Origin of the sequence: Lysobacter soyae, assembly GCF_019551435.1 — a bacterium.
Taxonomy (GTDB): Bacteria; Pseudomonadota; Gammaproteobacteria; order Xanthomonadales; family Xanthomonadaceae; genus Solilutibacter; species Solilutibacter soyae.
Genome location: NZ_CP080544.1, coordinates 1,672,510 through 1,685,883 on the forward strand (window position 1 = coordinate 1,672,510; position 13,374 = coordinate 1,685,883).

The window sequence follows — 13,374 nt, forward strand, 5'->3', positions numbered from 1 at the left end:
CGATTTCAGGGCAAACACTTGAGAAAAGGTGCGGCCGTCATCGTGCTCGAAGCACACGGTCGCGCATGTATTAAAACTGCGTTAAACAGTATGCCATTTCAATGACATTCATGTGACATCCCAGGCAGCATGCGCTAGCGGATGTGGGATGGCCATCACGCTATTTTAACAGTCTCTCAAGGCACTGATCCGACATAGGTTTTGATGCCGTCCAGGAACATTTGCACAGAGATTGCGACCAGCAGCATCCCCATGAGGCGCTCAACCGCGATCAGGACCCGCGGGCCGAGAAATTTGTAGAGCATCGTCGATGACAACAAGATGACCGCCGTGGCCACCACGGCGATTAATAGCGCGAGGCTCCAATCCCATTCGCGACCCGGATATTGGGTCCCCATCAGCATCACCGTCGCCATGCCCGAGGGGCCAGCAATCATCGGCACGGCGAGCGGCACGATGAAGGGTTCGCCGTCGGGGAGTTCACCCATGATCCCTTCCGGCGGCGGAAAGATCATGCGGATGCCGATCAGGAACAAGACGATGCCGCCGGCGATGGCGACCGACTGCTGTTCGAGATGCATCACGTCGAGCGCGTATTTCCCGAACCACAGGAAAATCATCAGGACGACGAACGCGATAAAGACTTCGCGAATGATGATCTTGCGCTGCCGTTCCGGCGGCAGTGGCCTCAAAAGGCCCAAAACCACGGGCACGTTACCGAGCGGGTCGAGAATCAAAAACAACAGCAAGGCGGCGGAAATGATGGTCATGCGGGCATGCTATCCGTACTGTCGTCCCCCATCATGGCGCGAATGCAGAGCGCTGCATACTGCGCCGGCACCACGGCGGTGAAATCACGCTCGGCGATATAGGCTCGCGAGCGCAATCCGGTGCGCATCGGCCCGGGTTCGATGCCGATCACTTTGATCGCCGTATTGGATAGTTCGCCCTTGAGCATCGGCACCAAGGCATGACGACCGGCGTTGGCCAAACCATAGCCACCCCAATACGGGCGGGAGGTGCGTGCGGTGTCGTCGAGTGCGATAACGACCACCGCCGCTTCGGATTTTTGCAGGGCCGGCAAGCAGGCCATGGTTGCCCACACACAGGCGGTGAGATTGACATGGATGGCACGCGCGATTTCCGCCGGATCGGTCAGTTCGACCGGTGTCAAACCTTGGAAATGCGCGGCGGCATGGAACAAACCGTCCAAACGACCATGCTCTTCAGTGATGCGCTCGGCCATTTCCGCCCATTGCTCGGGGGAAGCACCTTCCATATCGAGCGGATACATCTGGACGAAGTCGCCGTCGGCTTCGATTTGCTTGGCGAGTTTCTCCAGCATGCGAACGCTGCGCCCTGAGATGATGACGCGTGCGCCCTCTTTCGCGAAGCTGCGCGCCGCTTCCGAACCCAAACCGCCTTGTGCACCCAAGACAAGAATGACCTTGTCTTGAAGCCGCCGTGCTGCGGTCATGCGCTCTGGGCTTCGGCCACGAGACGGGTCAGTTCGCCCGACTCGTACAGTTCGGTGACGATGTCGCAACCGCCGATGAGCTCGCCCTTGATGAAGAGCTGCGGGAAGGTCGGCCAATTCGAGAAACGCGGCAAGTTGGCGCGCACTTCCGGGTCTTCCAGGACATTCACCGTCGCCATATTTTCAACACCGGCGGCCTTCAGCGCTTGAACCGTACGGCTGGAGAAGCCGCACATCGGGAACTGCGGCGTACCCTTCATGAACAACACGATGGGCTTGGATTCAACGGTTTCCTTGATGCGGTCGATCACACTCATGTCAGCTCCGTGGTTGGCCGTGACAACACGCCAACACCAGTGAATTTACAATGCGTCATTGTAAACCCGCAGCAAACAAACTTGGAGTCGCCGCATGGCCATCGAATTGCCCGCCCTTCCGTACGATCGCAACGCCTTGGAACCGCATATTTCCGGTGAAACGATCGATTTCCACTACGGCAAGCATCACAAAGCTTACGTCGACAACCTCAACAAGCTGATTGAAGGCACCCCGTTCGCCGACAAGTCGCTTGAAGAAATCGTCAAGACCTCCGATGGCGGCGTTTTCAATAACGCGGCGCAGGTCTGGAACCACACCTTCTATTGGAACTGCATGACGCCCAACGGCGGCGGCGAACCGACCGGCAAGTTGGCCGATGCCATCAATGCCGCCTTCGGTGATTTCGCGAAGTTCAAAGAGCAATTCACGGATACCGCCGTGAAAACCTTCGGTTCCGGCTGGGCGTGGTTGGTTCAACGCAAGGACGGCACCGTCGCGTTGGTCAGCACCTCGAACGCCGCGACGCCGCTCACCGGCGACGACACCCCGCTGATGACCTGCGACGTGTGGGAACACGCGTACTACATCGACTACCGCAACCTGCGTCCAAAGTACTTGGAGCACTTCTGGAATCTAGTGAACTGGGAGTTTGTTGCGGGGAATATGAAGTAATTGCGGGAAAAGCACCTCATCCGGCGCTGCGCGCCACCTTCTCCATCAAAGATGGAGAAGGGAGGTGTTTCGAAGGGATGCTGCCCCTCTCCATCTTTGATGGAGAGGGTGCCCCGAAGGGGCGGGTGAGGCGCTCTTAATCACCTCACTTCAAGTCATACCCATACTTAGCCGCCAACTTCCCATCATCGCCCGACTCACCATGGCAGGCTGCGAAATAAGTATTGGCCGGAATCTGCATGGCACCTGCCATACCGGCCGGCGACAGTTTCAAGTCATCGCCCTGCCCGCCGACCGAGGCGTAAGGATGCTCGCGTGAGCAGACCACGACGCCTTTCGGCTTGTCACTTTTCCACGTGATCTGCACACCGTTCGCATCTGCGGGATAGTCAGACGAGTGCATCGATTCACCGCGCTGAAAATCAAAGTTGTATTTCGGTTCGGCGTCGATGCCGCCGCGTTCGACCTTCAGTACTTTCAACCAATCGCAGGTGCCCATTTCACAAGTGCCGCGGATGACGAATCCGACCGGCAGCGTGTTGATGAAGGCCATGTTGGGCTGACCTGATGCGTTCGACGTCGCAACCGAGGTGACGGCGGCGTTGGCGTCTGTGGCGGCAGCTTTTTTGCGGTTGGGTTTTTGGGTGGACTGTTTGGCTTGTTCCGATTCGGCGTCTGCGGAGTCCGAAGCGCCGCAGGATGTCAACGCCAAAGCAAGCAATGTAAGTGTTACAAGGTGGGGGATTTTTTTATTCATCCACCCATCTTGCAACGAATCAATTTGAAAGTGCGTGAATCACGGGTGAAACTTGCGCTTTTCTTGCAAGCTCGCCGCCAACGCGCTCCAGCGCACGCGACAATTCTTCCGGCGTATCCGCACGCAAGGTGGCGTGACCCACTTTGCGTCCCGCGCGTGGTTGCTTGCCGTAATCGTGCCAATGCCCACATGCGTCGCGCAGGACCGGTGTGGGATCCGGCATCTCGCCGATCCAATTCAACATGCAGGCATGGCCGAGCATGCGCGTGCTGCCCAAAGGCATACCCAATACGGCGCGAAGGTGGTTTTCAAACTGCGAAGTTTCGCTGCCTTCAATCGTCCAGTGACCGGAATTGTGCACGCGCGGCGCCAATTCATTGGCCATCAACTCGCCGTCCTTGCAGAAGAGTTCAAGCGCACACACGCCGACGTAATCCAATGCTTCGACCAAGGACTTCGCATAGGCATGCGCACGTGCTGCCAGCGCATCATCGACGCGTGCGGGGGCCAGACTCGCCGACAACACGCCATCGACATGCCAATTTTCTGTCAACGGCCAGGTTTGGAATTCGCCATTGCGACCGCGCACGGCAACCACGCTCAGTTCACGATCGAAATGGACGAAGGCTTCCAAAATCAGCCCGGTTGAAAACGCTTGCTCCCCCAAGGCATCCCATGCGGCTTCGATGGATGCGGGCGAGTTGTCGCGAATGCGGAATTGCCCCTTGCCGTCATAGCCCAAACGTCGGGTCTTCAGGATGCAGGGCGCGCCCAACTTCTCGACCGCGGCTTCGAGATCGGCGCGCGAGGTGATGTCTTCGAATGCAGGCACAGGAATGCCGAGTTCCTTGAAAAGGGTTTTCTCGGCCAAGCGATCCTGGGCGGTCGCCAAGGCGCGCGGATTTGGAAATACCGGCACGAACTGGGTCAACCACTCCGCACTTTCCGCCGGCACATTTTCGAAATCGAAGGTGGCGACATCAACTTCCGATGAGAATTGCGCCAGCGCATTTTCGTCGCGGTAGTCCCCAAGCAACAGGGGTGCGAATTGACCCGCGCACGCATCTTCAACGCTGTCCAACACCAAGAACCGAAGACCGAGCGGTGCGCCGCCCAATGCGATCATGCGTGCGAGTTGTCCGCCGCCGAGGATGCCGACCGTAGTCATACGCGCGGGTCGTCGTGTTGCAAGACCGCGTCGGTCTGTTGTTGACGGAACGCCTCAAGGGCTTCGGCAATCGCCGGATGATCATGCGCAAGCATCGAGGCCGCGAACAACGCCGCATTGGCCGAACCCGCCACGCCGATGGCAAACGTGGCGACTGGAATACCGGCCGGCATTTGCACGATAGAGAGCAACGAATCCAATCCGTTCAATGCGCGGGATTGCACCGGCACACCGAGAACGGGCACCGAGGTTTTTGCGGCCAACATACCGGGCAAATGCGCGGCGCCGCCGGCCCCCGCGATGATGGCGCGCAATCCGCGCGACTGCGCTTCCGCCGCATACGAGAACAGGACATCCGGCGTACGGTGCGCAGACACCACGCGCACCTCGTGTGCAACGCCCAGCGCGTCAAGCTTTTCCGAGGCCGGCCGCATGGTCTCCCAATCGGATCGGGAGCCCATCACGATGCCCACCAACGGGGTCTTGGAATCGGACAACATGGTGTTCTCCACAGCTAAAGACGTATTCTAGCCATCACCCACGGAAACGCGAAATGTCATGGACAAGAAACTGCTCGACCTGCTGGTGTGCCCGGTGACCCGCCAGCCGCTGTCACTGTTGGATGCCGCACAGCTGCAACGCTTGAACGAATCGATCAAATCCGGTGGCGTTGCCTTCGGCGAGGACATCCAGGCCGATGTTCTGAAGGAGGCCTTGATCACGCGTGACGGCAAGCGCGTCTATCGCGTCGACGACGGCATTCCGGTCCTGCTTCCCGAAGCCTTTGCCGATGGCGCGGCGCTCGGATTCAAGCCCGCATGAGCCACCGGCTGCAAATCGTGCCGCCGTTGCCCGAGGTGGTTGCGGAGGATATCGCCAAAGCATTCCGGGAAGACTTGGGCACAGGCGACCTGACCGCGAGTTTATTGCCGGACGCGCCGGATAGCGCCTATTTGCTGTGCAAAGAAGATTGTGTGGTGGCAGGCCGCCCGTGGTTTGATGCCTGCCACAAGGCCTTGGATCCCAACGTCGAGATCCAATGGCTGGTTTCGGAAGGTGATCGCGTCAAGAAAGGCACGGTCATCGCCTTGCTGCGCGGCATGAACCGCGCGCTGGTCAGCGCCGAACGTCCTTCGTTGAATTTCCTGCAAACCTTGTCCGGCACCGCGACCGCCACAGCCGCTTTCGTCGATGCCATCGGCGAACTGCCGACGAAAGTGCTCGACACTCGCAAGACCATTCCCGGGCTGCGCATGGCGCAAAAGTACGCGGTACGCATGGGCGGCGGTGAAAATCACCGCATCGGATTGTTTGATGCGGTGATGCTGAAAGAAAATCACATTCGCGCTGCCGGTTCATTGAAGGCTGCAGCCGAGCACGCACGTTCGCGTTATCCCGATGCGCCTTTGATCATCGAAGTGGAAACACTCGAACAACTGCGCGAAGCCCTTCAGACCGATTGCACGCGCATCTTGATCGACGATTTCGAGCCAGCGATGCGCAAAGCCGCCGTGCAAATCGCACGTGATGAAGGTGGCGGAAAAATTCCGCTGGAAGTCTCCGGCGGCGTCGATATGCAAACCATTCGCGGCATCGCCGAAGACGGTGTCGATTATGTCTCGATCGGCGGTTTGACCAAACACGTACATGCGATTGATTTTTCATTGAAGCTCGGCCCGCCACCGATTCAGCCAACGTGAACGCCGCGGCTGGTAACTTGTTTTGATTCGAATTCAGGAGCAAGGGATATGCGCGTTTCGAACTGGATGATTGCGCTGGCAAGCGGCGTTGTCTTGGCCGGTTGTGCGAGTACGCCACCGCCGAAGAAAGCCCCGCCTGTGGTTTCGGCACCGTCTAATGGCAGCTCGCAAGCACCTGCGGTGACGCCGCCGGTGATACCGTCCGGCCCCATTTACGGCGGCTCCACCGCTTCGCGAATCGTGCAAGTGGCCCTGCGCGAAAATTACAACTGGTACCAGCCTTTTATCGACGTCAACGGCGGCCTGCGCTATCAGCGCACCACCGAGTCGGAAAAAGTGCGCTTGGCCGATGGCACGACCAGTTGGGAAAAAGTGGTCACCTACTGGCGCAACAGCGGCACCTTGTATTCCATGATGGACAGCGGCATCAGTGGTGCCAGCACCTGCCAAAGCACGAGCTATTCCAGTGCCGAGTGCCGCGCGTTTTTGCTCGACAATCCCTGGTCTGCGGCCTTCATCTCGTATGTGATGTTGCAAGCCGGTGTGACCAACTTCAACACCTCGCCGGCGCACATCGATTACATCCGCGATGCCTATAACGGCAGCGGTCCGTTCTTGATGATGAATCCCGCCACGACCCAACCGTCACCCGGCGACATGGTCTGCTATGTGCGCAATACCCGCGCAATTATCGGTTATGAAGGATTGATCGCCGCGTTTTCAAACAATCCGAGTCTGCGGCAAGCCGCGCATTGCGACGTAGTGGTCAAAGTGGATCGTACGGCGAAGTTGATGGAGACCGTCGGCGGCAATGTTTTGAACGGTGTGACGTTGCGCAAGTTGCGCTTGGATGACCGTGGCATTGCGATGCTGCCGCGTCCGGTGGGTTTCGAAGCCGCAGGTGACGGCGAAGATGCCGGCGACAGCAGTTGCACGCCGGCCAATGAGAACAACTGCAGCTTGAATCGCCAGAATTGGGCAGCCCTACTCCGCTTGCGCACGCCTTGAGGCCGGCGTCGTGCCGGCAGCAATCATGCCGGCACGGCGAGTCCTTTCTGCACCGCTTCACGCGCGAGGAAAACGTCCAACACACGTTGCACATGCTTGAAGTCGGCATAACCAACAAGGTCGCCGGCCGCATACCAATCGATGAAGTTGCGCACCCAGGGAAAAATGGCGATATCGGCAATCGAATACGTGTCTTCGACCATCCACTCACGTCCTTGCAGGTGACGATCCAAGACCGATAGCAGTCGTCGGCTTTCGTCCACATAGCGTTGCAAGGGGCGTTTGTCTTCGTAGGCACTTCCCGCGTATTTATGGAAGAAGCCGACCTGCCCCATCATCGGGCCGAGACCGCCCATCTGCCACATCAACCACTGCAACACCTGATAACGCGCGGCGCCGGAAGACGGCAGCAATTTTCCCGACTTTTCGGCAAGGTAAATCAAGATGGCACCCGACTCCCAGACGGCGACCGCCTGCCCGTCCGCGCCGACCGGATCGATCATCGCAGGAATCTTGTTATTGGGATTCAATGACAGGAATTCCGGCGTCAGTTGATCCTGTGTCGCGAAGTCAACCTTGTGCGCCTCATAAGGCAGCCCCATCTCTTCCAAAGCAATCGATGCCTTGACGCCATTCGGCGTGCCGAGCGAGTAAAGCTGGATGCGTTCGGGATGTTTGGCCGGCCATTTTCCGGTAATCGGGAAGTCGTTGAGCTGCATGGGTCAAGCCGTTTTGGGGTTCGGGTCGGAGTGTAAACTGGGTCATGAAAAGTTTTGTCATCTTCGGAGTGCGCGCACAGTGATGGGAGAAGCACTCTTTGCGCTCATCGCGTTCATGCTGTTGTTTTTTTGGTGGGACAGCACGCGCAAAGCGGCTGACCGCGCACGTGAACTCGGCAGGAATGCCTGTAAAGCAGCCGGGGTGCAGTGGCTGGATGAAAGCGTGCAGCAAATCAAATCGCGCTGGACGCGCAGTGATAGTGGTTGGCTGACGTTGGAACGCACTTATCGTTTCGATTATTCGCACGATGGCGCGGAGCGGCACGAAGGACGCTTGGTGTTGCGCGAGGGGCGGCTGGTGGGGTTTGTGGGGCCTACGAGAGAGGTGGTGGCTTTTCAGTAAAGCGCCTCATCCGGCGCTGCGCGCCACCTTCTCCACTGCGTGGAGAGGGAAACACTCCCCTCTCCATCTTCGATGGAGAGGGTGCCCCGAACGGGGCGGGTGAGGCGCCTCTTCCGGCGCTGCGCGCCACCTTCTCCACTGCGTGGAGAAGGAAGTACTCCCCTCTCCATCTTTGATGGAGAGGGTGCCCCGAACGGGGCGGGTGAGGCGCTCTTAAACGAGTTACTTGACGATGCGCAAATGCGCCCCACGCTTCGGCGCAGGCGGTGTGTCGTCCGGCGGCGTATCCGTTTCGGACGCAGTCACCGACGATTCGTCTATCGACTCCGAACGCGCAATATCCGCGGCTGTGATCGCGGGCGGTTCATTCGAATAAGCGGGCTCGGGTGGCATCCCCATCCCCGCACCGGTCTCACGCGCATACACGGCCAAAACTGCCGCCATCGGCAGGTAAAGCGATTGACTCACGCCGTTGAAGCGCGCGGAGAAAGTGATGGCGTCATCGCCCAAGTCCAAGCCTTGGGTCGCCCGTGCGGCGATATTCAAAACGACCTTACCGTCTTGGGCGGTACCCGGCGGAATATGCACATTCGGTTGCGTGGCATCCACCAACAGGTGCGGTGTCATGCCGTTATCGACGATCCATGCAACCATTGCCCGCACGAGGTACGGGCGTTGCGGTGTCATCTCCATTGCCGGAACTTGCCCGATTACTCGGGCAAGACGCGCAGCTTGCGCTCGGCTTCGGTCAGACTGCGTGCAAAGCCCGGATTGCGGAAGATGCGGTTGCCGTAATCTTCGATCGCTTTGCCGTCTTTGGGCAGCGGAATGTTGAGTGCTTCCAAACGCCAGATGATCGGCGCGATGGCGCAGTCGGCCAAGGACATTTCGCTGTTCAAGAAGAACTTGCTGGCCTTGAACAACGGTACGGAAGCCGTCAGAAGCTCCGACAGACGCTTACGACCTGCATCGGCTTGCGATTTGTTACCCATCTGGATGGCCTGCACCTGCGGCACCCATTCGTGCTCGATGCGCAAGGTGGCCAGGCGCACGCGTGCGCGGGAAATCGGATCCATCGGCATCAATGCCGGATGCGGATAGCGCTCGTCAAGGAATTCAGTGACCACCAAGGCCGCATACAAGACCAAGTCGCGCTCGACCAAGGTCGGCACCGACTGGTACGGGTTCAGATCGATGAGATCTTCCGGGGGTGCTTGCGGATCGACAGGAACGAGATCGTAAGGCACGCCCTTCGCAGCCAAGACCAAGCGCACGCGATGGCAGACCACATCATCCAAAGCAGAATAAAGCGTCAGTCCATTACGGGCGCGGACCGGCGAGCTCGCCAACAATCCCTTGTCGATCATCAATGCACGTCCTTCCAGTACTCGTTCTTGAGGAGCCACGCCAACAACGTGAAGATGGCGAGGAAGAGCAACACCCACACACCCAAGGCCGGACGCTTCAACACTGCCGGCTCACCCGCGTAAACGAGGAAAGCGGTGACGTCGCGGGCGACCTGATCGAATTCACGCGGTTTCAGCGTGCCTTCTTGGGCCAATTCCAGACGCTCGACCGGACGCTCGCCGTTTGAATCGGCTTTGCCGTAGACCGGTTGCTGCACGCCTTGCAGCGACCACAGCGGGTTCGGCATGGAGGCACCGGGGAACAAGGTATTGTTCCAACCCACCGGGCGGGTTTCATCGAGGTAGAACGACTTCAGATAAGTGTAGATCCAATCTTCACCGCGAACGCGCGCGATCAAGCTCAAATCCGGCGGCATTTTGTTGAATGCCGCTTGGGCCATTTCCGGCGTCATCGACGACAGGATGTGGTCACCGAATTGGCCGCCGGTCAGGTTCAATTGTTCCTGCACGTCTTTTTCGCTGAGGCCCAGGTCTTCTGCCAAGCGGTTGTAGCGCAAGTGCTTCAACGAGTGGCAGCCGGCGCAATAGTTCATGTAGTACTTGGCACCGCGCTGCAAGGAGCCGCGATCGGTCAGATCGACGCCCGCTTGCTGGGTATCGCCGCCTTCGCTCGCCGACGCCACTTGCGCGCCGCCCAAGAACAGGCCCGCCACCAAGGCAAATACTTTGAGAGCGGAGAACTTAGTCATGCATGGTCACCCGTTGCGGAACCGGCTTGGTCTTGTCAATCGAAGTCCAGATCGGCATCGTCAAGAAGAAGAGGAAGTAATAGACGGTCAGGATGCGGCCGATGACGGCTTCCTTCGGATCGGTACCCGGGCCACCGCCGATGATGCCGAGCCAAACGAAGCTGAGCACGAACAAGCCGAGCATCAACCACGACAGCCAACCGCGATAGCGGTAGCTCTTGACCTTGGAGCGGTCGAGCCAAGGCAACAGGAACAGCACGACAATCGCACCACCCATCACCAAGACACCCCACAACTTGATGCCGAAGAACGAGGGCACCACGCGCAACATCGCGTAGTACGGCGTGAAGTACCACACCGGCTTGATGTGTGCCGGCGTGACCAACGCGTTCGCCGCGGTGAAGTTGTCGTGTTCGAGGAACAGACCGCCGAAGTTCGGAATGAAGAAAATGATGAAGGCAGCAACCATCAGGAAGCAGCCGACAAAGAAGGTGTCCTTCACCGTGTAATACGGATGGAACGGCACGCCGTCTGCGGGCGCGGTCGGCGACCAACGGTTTCCCTTCGGACCCTTCTTGATTTCAACGCCATCGGGGTTGTTCGAGCCGACTTCGTGCAGCGCACCCAAGTGCAGCACGACCAGCAACAACAGAACCAGCGGCAACGCAATGACGTGCAGCGCGAAGAAGCGGTTCAAGGTAGCGTCGCCCGGGTTGAAGTCACCCATGATCCACTGCGTGAGGTCGCCACCGATGACCGGAATCGCGCCGAACAAGGAAATGATCACCTTGGCGCCCCAGAACGACATCTGACCCCAAGGCAACACATAGCCCATGAAGGCTTCGGCCATCAGCACCAGATAAATCACCATCCCGAGCAGCCAAACCAGCTCGCGCGGCTTCTTGTAACTGCCGTACATCAGCCCGCGGAACATGTGCAGGTAAATGCAGATGAAGAACAACGAGGCGCCGGTGCTGTGCATGTAGCGGATCAGCCAGCCCCACTCGACGTCGCGCATGATGTATTCGACCGAGTCGAAGGCTTCTGCCGCGCTCGGCTTGAAATGCATGGTCAGGAAAATCCCGGTGAGGATTTGGTTGACCAGCACCACCGTCGACAAGATGCCGAAGATGTACCAAATGTTGAAGTTCTTCGGAGCGTAGTACTCCGTCATGTGCTTGCGGTACATGGGCATCAGCGCGGGTGCGCGCTCATTCACCCAATCCATGACGGTGTTCGCCGTACGAATCGCGATATTCGACATTGGGATCAGACTCCTTGCGGGTCGACACCAATGACAAGCGTGCTGTCATCGGCGAAGTGGTACGGGGGCACCGGCAGATTGGCCGGGGCCGGCTGCGACTTCAGCACACGGCCGGCAATGTCGTAGCGGGATTTGTGGCAGGGGCAGAAATAGCCGCCCTTCCAATCCGGGTCGAAAGGCATCGGCTTCACTTCCGCATGCAATTCGGGCGCGCAACCCAAGTGGGTGCAAACGCCGATCAAGACCAGGATTTCCGGCTTAAGCGAACGATGTTCGTTCTGGGCGTACTTCGGCTGCTGGTCGGTGTTGTCCGATTTCGGATCCGCCACCAGCGCGTCCATTTGCTTCAGCGTTGCCAGCATGGCCGGCGAGCGCTTCATCACAAAGATCGGCGAACCGCGCCAAGCGATGCCGCTCAGCTGCTGACCTTCAGCCAATTCCCCGATGGAAACATTGACCGGACCGCCCGCGACCTTGGCGCGCGCGCTCGGGTTCCAGGACTTGATAAAAGGAACTGCAGCGAAACCTGCGCCGACCGCACCTACCACCGCAGTGGTAGCTGTCAGGAACCTGCGCCGGCCCGGATCATTCGGACCGTGAACTTCATCGTGGGCCATTCGGCACTCCGCAACGTGTTTTGTCTAACTGGCGCCAAACAGGAGGAATCCTGTTTGCACATGACCCACAAGTTTACGGAACGCTTAACAAAACCACAATATATTGAATGGGCGAATCGCTGCCACGCTTGGCCGGCGTCGGCGTTTTCAGTCCTGACGCGGGGTGTTGCGGTAGCGATCCGCCAGCATGCGGACGCGTTGGACATACACGCGTGTTTCGGCATACGGGGGCACGCCGCCGTATTTGCCCACGGCGCCTTCACCGGCGTTGTAACCGGCGGCCATCAGCGACAAGTCGCCTTTGAATCGCTTCAGGAGCCAGGCCAAATACTGCACGCCGCCCTTGATATTCGACCCCGGATCGAAGGCATTGGAGACGCCGAAACGGCGCGCCGTCGCCGGCATCAACTGCATCAGGCCTTGTGCCCCCACACGCGAGAGCGCACGCGGGTTGTAGGCCGACTCGGCATGGATGATGGCGCGGATGATCGACTCCTCCACCCCGTACATGCGTGATGCCTCGGCAATTTCGGCGGCAAAGGCGTTTGTATTCAAGCGCAGCGTCCGGAAGTTGACCGTGGACTTGACGTCGCAGGCGAAGCAGGACTCCATGAAGCTGTAATTGATGGTGCGGATGGCACCCGCTTTCATCCCGGCTGGCGGCACGCTGGTGACGTAGCGCGTACCGTTCTTCATATAGGAGTACACCTGACCGCTCACCCGACGCGGCCCGCCCGATGTCGGTTTGACCGGTGCGGCATTGGCCACGGTGATATCCCGGGTCGGCTTGGCGTCACTGCTCGCGCTGAGCGGCGACAAGGTATAGCCGGCGTTCGATTCGGCAGCCAGCGGCGCAGGCTCAACCGGTCGGACTTTGCGACCACTGGGTGTCTTGATATTGGTGACGGCTTTGCAGGACTGGCCGGCAATGCGCGTCGAGGTATAGGTGATCGCCGAAGGGCTGGTGCAGCGATACAGGCCCGAAGCTTCCGCACGCAAGGCGCAAAGTATCAGCAACAACGCAGCGACGAGGCGGATCCCGATTCCCATGGGCGCAGTCTCCACGCAAAATTAACAAATTGCAAGCCATTGATTTGATTGAGTCAGCTGAATGCGCCGCAAGTGGGTGGGCCTTGCGTATACTTGCGCCCCCGG

The 13,374-nt window shown here is 59.0% G+C and carries 18 protein-coding genes; 5 read left to right on the plus strand and 13 right to left on the minus strand.

The window, feature by feature from the left end; genetic code table 11:
• Positions 1-176: 176 nt before the first annotated feature.
• From H8L67_RS08065 to grxD, 3 genes are read right to left on the minus strand one after another with little or no spacing between them, the layout of a single operon-like run.
• The gene (locus tag H8L67_RS08065) at positions 177-770 is read right to left on the minus strand and encodes a MarC family protein (RefSeq protein WP_220379326.1); all 594 of its coding nucleotides are present in this window, start codon (positions 768-770) and stop codon (positions 177-179) included.
• Positions 767-1,477 (minus strand): SDR family NAD(P)-dependent oxidoreductase, encoded by a 711-nt coding sequence (locus H8L67_RS08070; RefSeq protein WP_220379327.1) that lies wholly within the window; start codon positions 1,475-1,477, stop codon positions 767-769. Before H8L67_RS08070 ends, H8L67_RS08065 begins: the two co-directional genes overlap by 4 nt.
• Positions 1,474-1,794: a Grx4 family monothiol glutaredoxin gene (gene grxD / locus H8L67_RS08075; protein WP_220379328.1), complete on the minus strand. Its 321-nt coding sequence runs from the start codon at positions 1,792-1,794 to the stop codon at positions 1,474-1,476. The genes H8L67_RS08070 and grxD overlap by 4 nt, the downstream gene beginning before the upstream one ends.
• A 94-nt stretch (positions 1,795-1,888) precedes the next feature.
• On the opposite strand from grxD, the gene sodB reads away from it, so the two are divergent.
• Positions 1,889-2,467 carry a superoxide dismutase [Fe] gene (sodB, locus tag H8L67_RS08080; protein ID WP_220379329.1) on the plus strand — a complete coding sequence of 193 codons (579 nt, stop codon included), beginning with the start codon at positions 1,889-1,891 and terminating at the stop codon, positions 2,465-2,467.
• Positions 2,468-2,612: 145 nt separating this feature from the next.
• On the opposite strand, the gene H8L67_RS08085 is transcribed toward sodB, so the two are convergent.
• From H8L67_RS08085 to purE, 3 genes are read right to left on the minus strand one after another with little or no spacing between them, the layout of a single operon-like run.
• Positions 2,613-3,224 carry a hypothetical protein gene (locus H8L67_RS08085; protein ID WP_220379330.1) on the minus strand — a complete coding sequence of 204 codons (612 nt, stop codon included), beginning with the start codon at positions 3,222-3,224 and terminating at the stop codon, positions 2,613-2,615.
• Positions 3,225-3,243: 19 nt separating this feature from the next.
• Positions 3,244-4,392: a 5-(carboxyamino)imidazole ribonucleotide synthase gene (locus tag H8L67_RS08090; RefSeq protein WP_220379331.1), complete on the minus strand. Its 1,149-nt coding sequence runs from the start codon at positions 4,390-4,392 to the stop codon at positions 3,244-3,246.
• Positions 4,389-4,892, minus strand: coding sequence for a 5-(carboxyamino)imidazole ribonucleotide mutase (purE, locus tag H8L67_RS08095; RefSeq protein WP_220379332.1), 504 nt, complete (start codon positions 4,890-4,892; stop codon positions 4,389-4,391). Before purE ends, H8L67_RS08090 begins: the two co-directional genes overlap by 4 nt.
• A gap of 58 nt (positions 4,893-4,950) precedes the next feature.
• On the opposite strand from purE, the gene H8L67_RS08100 reads away from it, so the two are divergent.
• Genes H8L67_RS08100 through H8L67_RS08110 form a run of 3 tightly spaced genes read left to right on the plus strand, consistent with a single transcriptional unit; the run spans position 4,951 to position 7,100 of the window.
• A complete protein-coding gene (locus H8L67_RS08100; RefSeq protein ID WP_220379333.1) occupies positions 4,951-5,214 on the plus strand; it encodes a Trm112 family protein in 264 nt (87 codons plus the stop codon).
• On the plus strand, positions 5,211-6,092 hold the full coding sequence (gene nadC / locus H8L67_RS08105; RefSeq protein WP_220379334.1) for a carboxylating nicotinate-nucleotide diphosphorylase: 882 nt from the start codon (positions 5,211-5,213) through the stop codon (positions 6,090-6,092). The genes H8L67_RS08100 and nadC overlap by 4 nt, the downstream gene beginning before the upstream one ends.
• Positions 6,093-6,140: 48 nt before the next feature.
• Positions 6,141-7,100 (plus strand): DUF2272 domain-containing protein, encoded by a 960-nt coding sequence (locus H8L67_RS08110; RefSeq protein ID WP_220379335.1) that lies wholly within the window; start codon positions 6,141-6,143, stop codon positions 7,098-7,100.
• Positions 7,101-7,123: 23 nt separating this feature from the next.
• Here H8L67_RS08110 and H8L67_RS08115 read toward each other — a convergent pair whose 3' ends face one another.
• Positions 7,124-7,819 (minus strand): glutathione S-transferase N-terminal domain-containing protein, encoded by a 696-nt coding sequence (locus H8L67_RS08115; RefSeq protein WP_220379336.1) that lies wholly within the window; start codon positions 7,817-7,819, stop codon positions 7,124-7,126.
• A gap of 82 nt (positions 7,820-7,901) precedes the next feature.
• Here H8L67_RS08115 and H8L67_RS08120 point away from each other — a divergent pair, with 82 nt between their 5' ends.
• Entirely contained in the window at positions 7,902-8,222 is a 321-nt protein-coding gene (locus H8L67_RS08120; protein WP_220379337.1) for a DUF3301 domain-containing protein, read from the plus strand.
• A gap of 222 nt (positions 8,223-8,444) precedes the next feature.
• Here the strand turns inward: H8L67_RS08120 and H8L67_RS08125 are convergent, their stop codons facing one another.
• The 6 genes from H8L67_RS08125 to H8L67_RS08150 form a co-directional block, all read right to left on the minus strand.
• Complete coding sequence (locus H8L67_RS08125; RefSeq protein ID WP_220379338.1) at positions 8,445-8,909, minus strand: ClpXP protease specificity-enhancing factor; 465 nt, start codon at positions 8,907-8,909, stop codon at positions 8,445-8,447.
• A gap of 23 nt (positions 8,910-8,932) precedes the next feature.
• Positions 8,933-9,589: a glutathione S-transferase N-terminal domain-containing protein gene (locus tag H8L67_RS08130; RefSeq protein ID WP_220379339.1), complete on the minus strand. Its 657-nt coding sequence runs from the start codon at positions 9,587-9,589 to the stop codon at positions 8,933-8,935.
• Positions 9,589-10,338, minus strand: coding sequence for a cytochrome c1 (locus H8L67_RS08135; protein WP_220379340.1), 750 nt, complete (start codon positions 10,336-10,338; stop codon positions 9,589-9,591). Before H8L67_RS08135 ends, H8L67_RS08130 begins: the two co-directional genes overlap by 1 nt.
• A complete protein-coding gene (locus tag H8L67_RS08140) occupies positions 10,331-11,602 on the minus strand; it encodes a cytochrome b (RefSeq protein WP_220379341.1) in 1,272 nt (423 codons plus the stop codon). Before H8L67_RS08140 ends, H8L67_RS08135 begins: the two co-directional genes overlap by 8 nt.
• Positions 11,603-11,607: 5 nt before the next feature.
• A complete protein-coding gene (gene petA / locus H8L67_RS08145) occupies positions 11,608-12,219 on the minus strand; it encodes a ubiquinol-cytochrome c reductase iron-sulfur subunit (protein WP_220379342.1) in 612 nt (203 codons plus the stop codon).
• A gap of 147 nt (positions 12,220-12,366) precedes the next feature.
• The gene (locus tag H8L67_RS08150) at positions 12,367-13,269 is read right to left on the minus strand and encodes a lytic transglycosylase domain-containing protein (RefSeq protein WP_220379343.1); all 903 of its coding nucleotides are present in this window, start codon (positions 13,267-13,269) and stop codon (positions 12,367-12,369) included.
• Between the last annotated feature and the right edge of the window lie 105 nt (positions 13,270-13,374).

What these genes read in the sequence shown, in the direction of transcription:
- grxD (WP_220379328.1), bottom strand. Translation starts at nt 1,794, where the DNA reads ATGAGTGTGATCGACCGCATCAAGGAAACCGTTGAATCCAAGCCCATC.
- H8L67_RS08150 (WP_220379343.1), bottom strand. Translation starts at nt 13,269, where the DNA reads ATGGGAATCGGGATCCGCCTCGTCGCTGCGTTGTTGCTGATACTTTGC.
- H8L67_RS08070 (WP_220379327.1), bottom strand. Translation starts at nt 1,477, where the DNA reads ATGACCGCAGCACGGCGGCTTCAAGACAAGGTCATTCTTGTCTTGGGT.
- H8L67_RS08135 (WP_220379340.1), bottom strand. Translation starts at nt 10,338, where the DNA reads ATGACTAAGTTCTCCGCTCTCAAAGTATTTGCCTTGGTGGCGGGCCTG.
- H8L67_RS08130 (WP_220379339.1), bottom strand. Translation starts at nt 9,589, where the DNA reads ATGATCGACAAGGGATTGTTGGCGAGCTCGCCGGTCCGCGCCCGTAAT.
- sodB (WP_220379329.1), top strand. Translation starts at nt 1,889, where the DNA reads ATGGCCATCGAATTGCCCGCCCTTCCGTACGATCGCAACGCCTTGGAA.
- H8L67_RS08120 (WP_220379337.1), top strand. Translation starts at nt 7,902, where the DNA reads ATGGGAGAAGCACTCTTTGCGCTCATCGCGTTCATGCTGTTGTTTTTT.
- H8L67_RS08100 (WP_220379333.1), top strand. Translation starts at nt 4,951, where the DNA reads ATGGACAAGAAACTGCTCGACCTGCTGGTGTGCCCGGTGACCCGCCAG.
- petA (WP_220379342.1), bottom strand. Translation starts at nt 12,219, where the DNA reads ATGGCCCACGATGAAGTTCACGGTCCGAATGATCCGGGCCGGCGCAGG.
- nadC (WP_220379334.1), top strand. Translation starts at nt 5,211, where the DNA reads ATGAGCCACCGGCTGCAAATCGTGCCGCCGTTGCCCGAGGTGGTTGCG.
- H8L67_RS08090 (WP_220379331.1), bottom strand. Translation starts at nt 4,392, where the DNA reads ATGACTACGGTCGGCATCCTCGGCGGCGGACAACTCGCACGCATGATC.
- purE (WP_220379332.1), bottom strand. Translation starts at nt 4,892, where the DNA reads ATGTTGTCCGATTCCAAGACCCCGTTGGTGGGCATCGTGATGGGCTCC.
- H8L67_RS08110 (WP_220379335.1), top strand. Translation starts at nt 6,141, where the DNA reads ATGCGCGTTTCGAACTGGATGATTGCGCTGGCAAGCGGCGTTGTCTTG.
- H8L67_RS08085 (WP_220379330.1), bottom strand. Translation starts at nt 3,224, where the DNA reads ATGAATAAAAAAATCCCCCACCTTGTAACACTTACATTGCTTGCTTTG.
- H8L67_RS08125 (WP_220379338.1), bottom strand. Translation starts at nt 8,909, where the DNA reads ATGACACCGCAACGCCCGTACCTCGTGCGGGCAATGGTTGCATGGATC.
- H8L67_RS08140 (WP_220379341.1), bottom strand. Translation starts at nt 11,602, where the DNA reads ATGTCGAATATCGCGATTCGTACGGCGAACACCGTCATGGATTGGGTG.
- H8L67_RS08115 (WP_220379336.1), bottom strand. Translation starts at nt 7,819, where the DNA reads ATGCAGCTCAACGACTTCCCGATTACCGGAAAATGGCCGGCCAAACAT.
- H8L67_RS08065 (WP_220379326.1), bottom strand. Translation starts at nt 770, where the DNA reads ATGACCATCATTTCCGCCGCCTTGCTGTTGTTTTTGATTCTCGACCCG.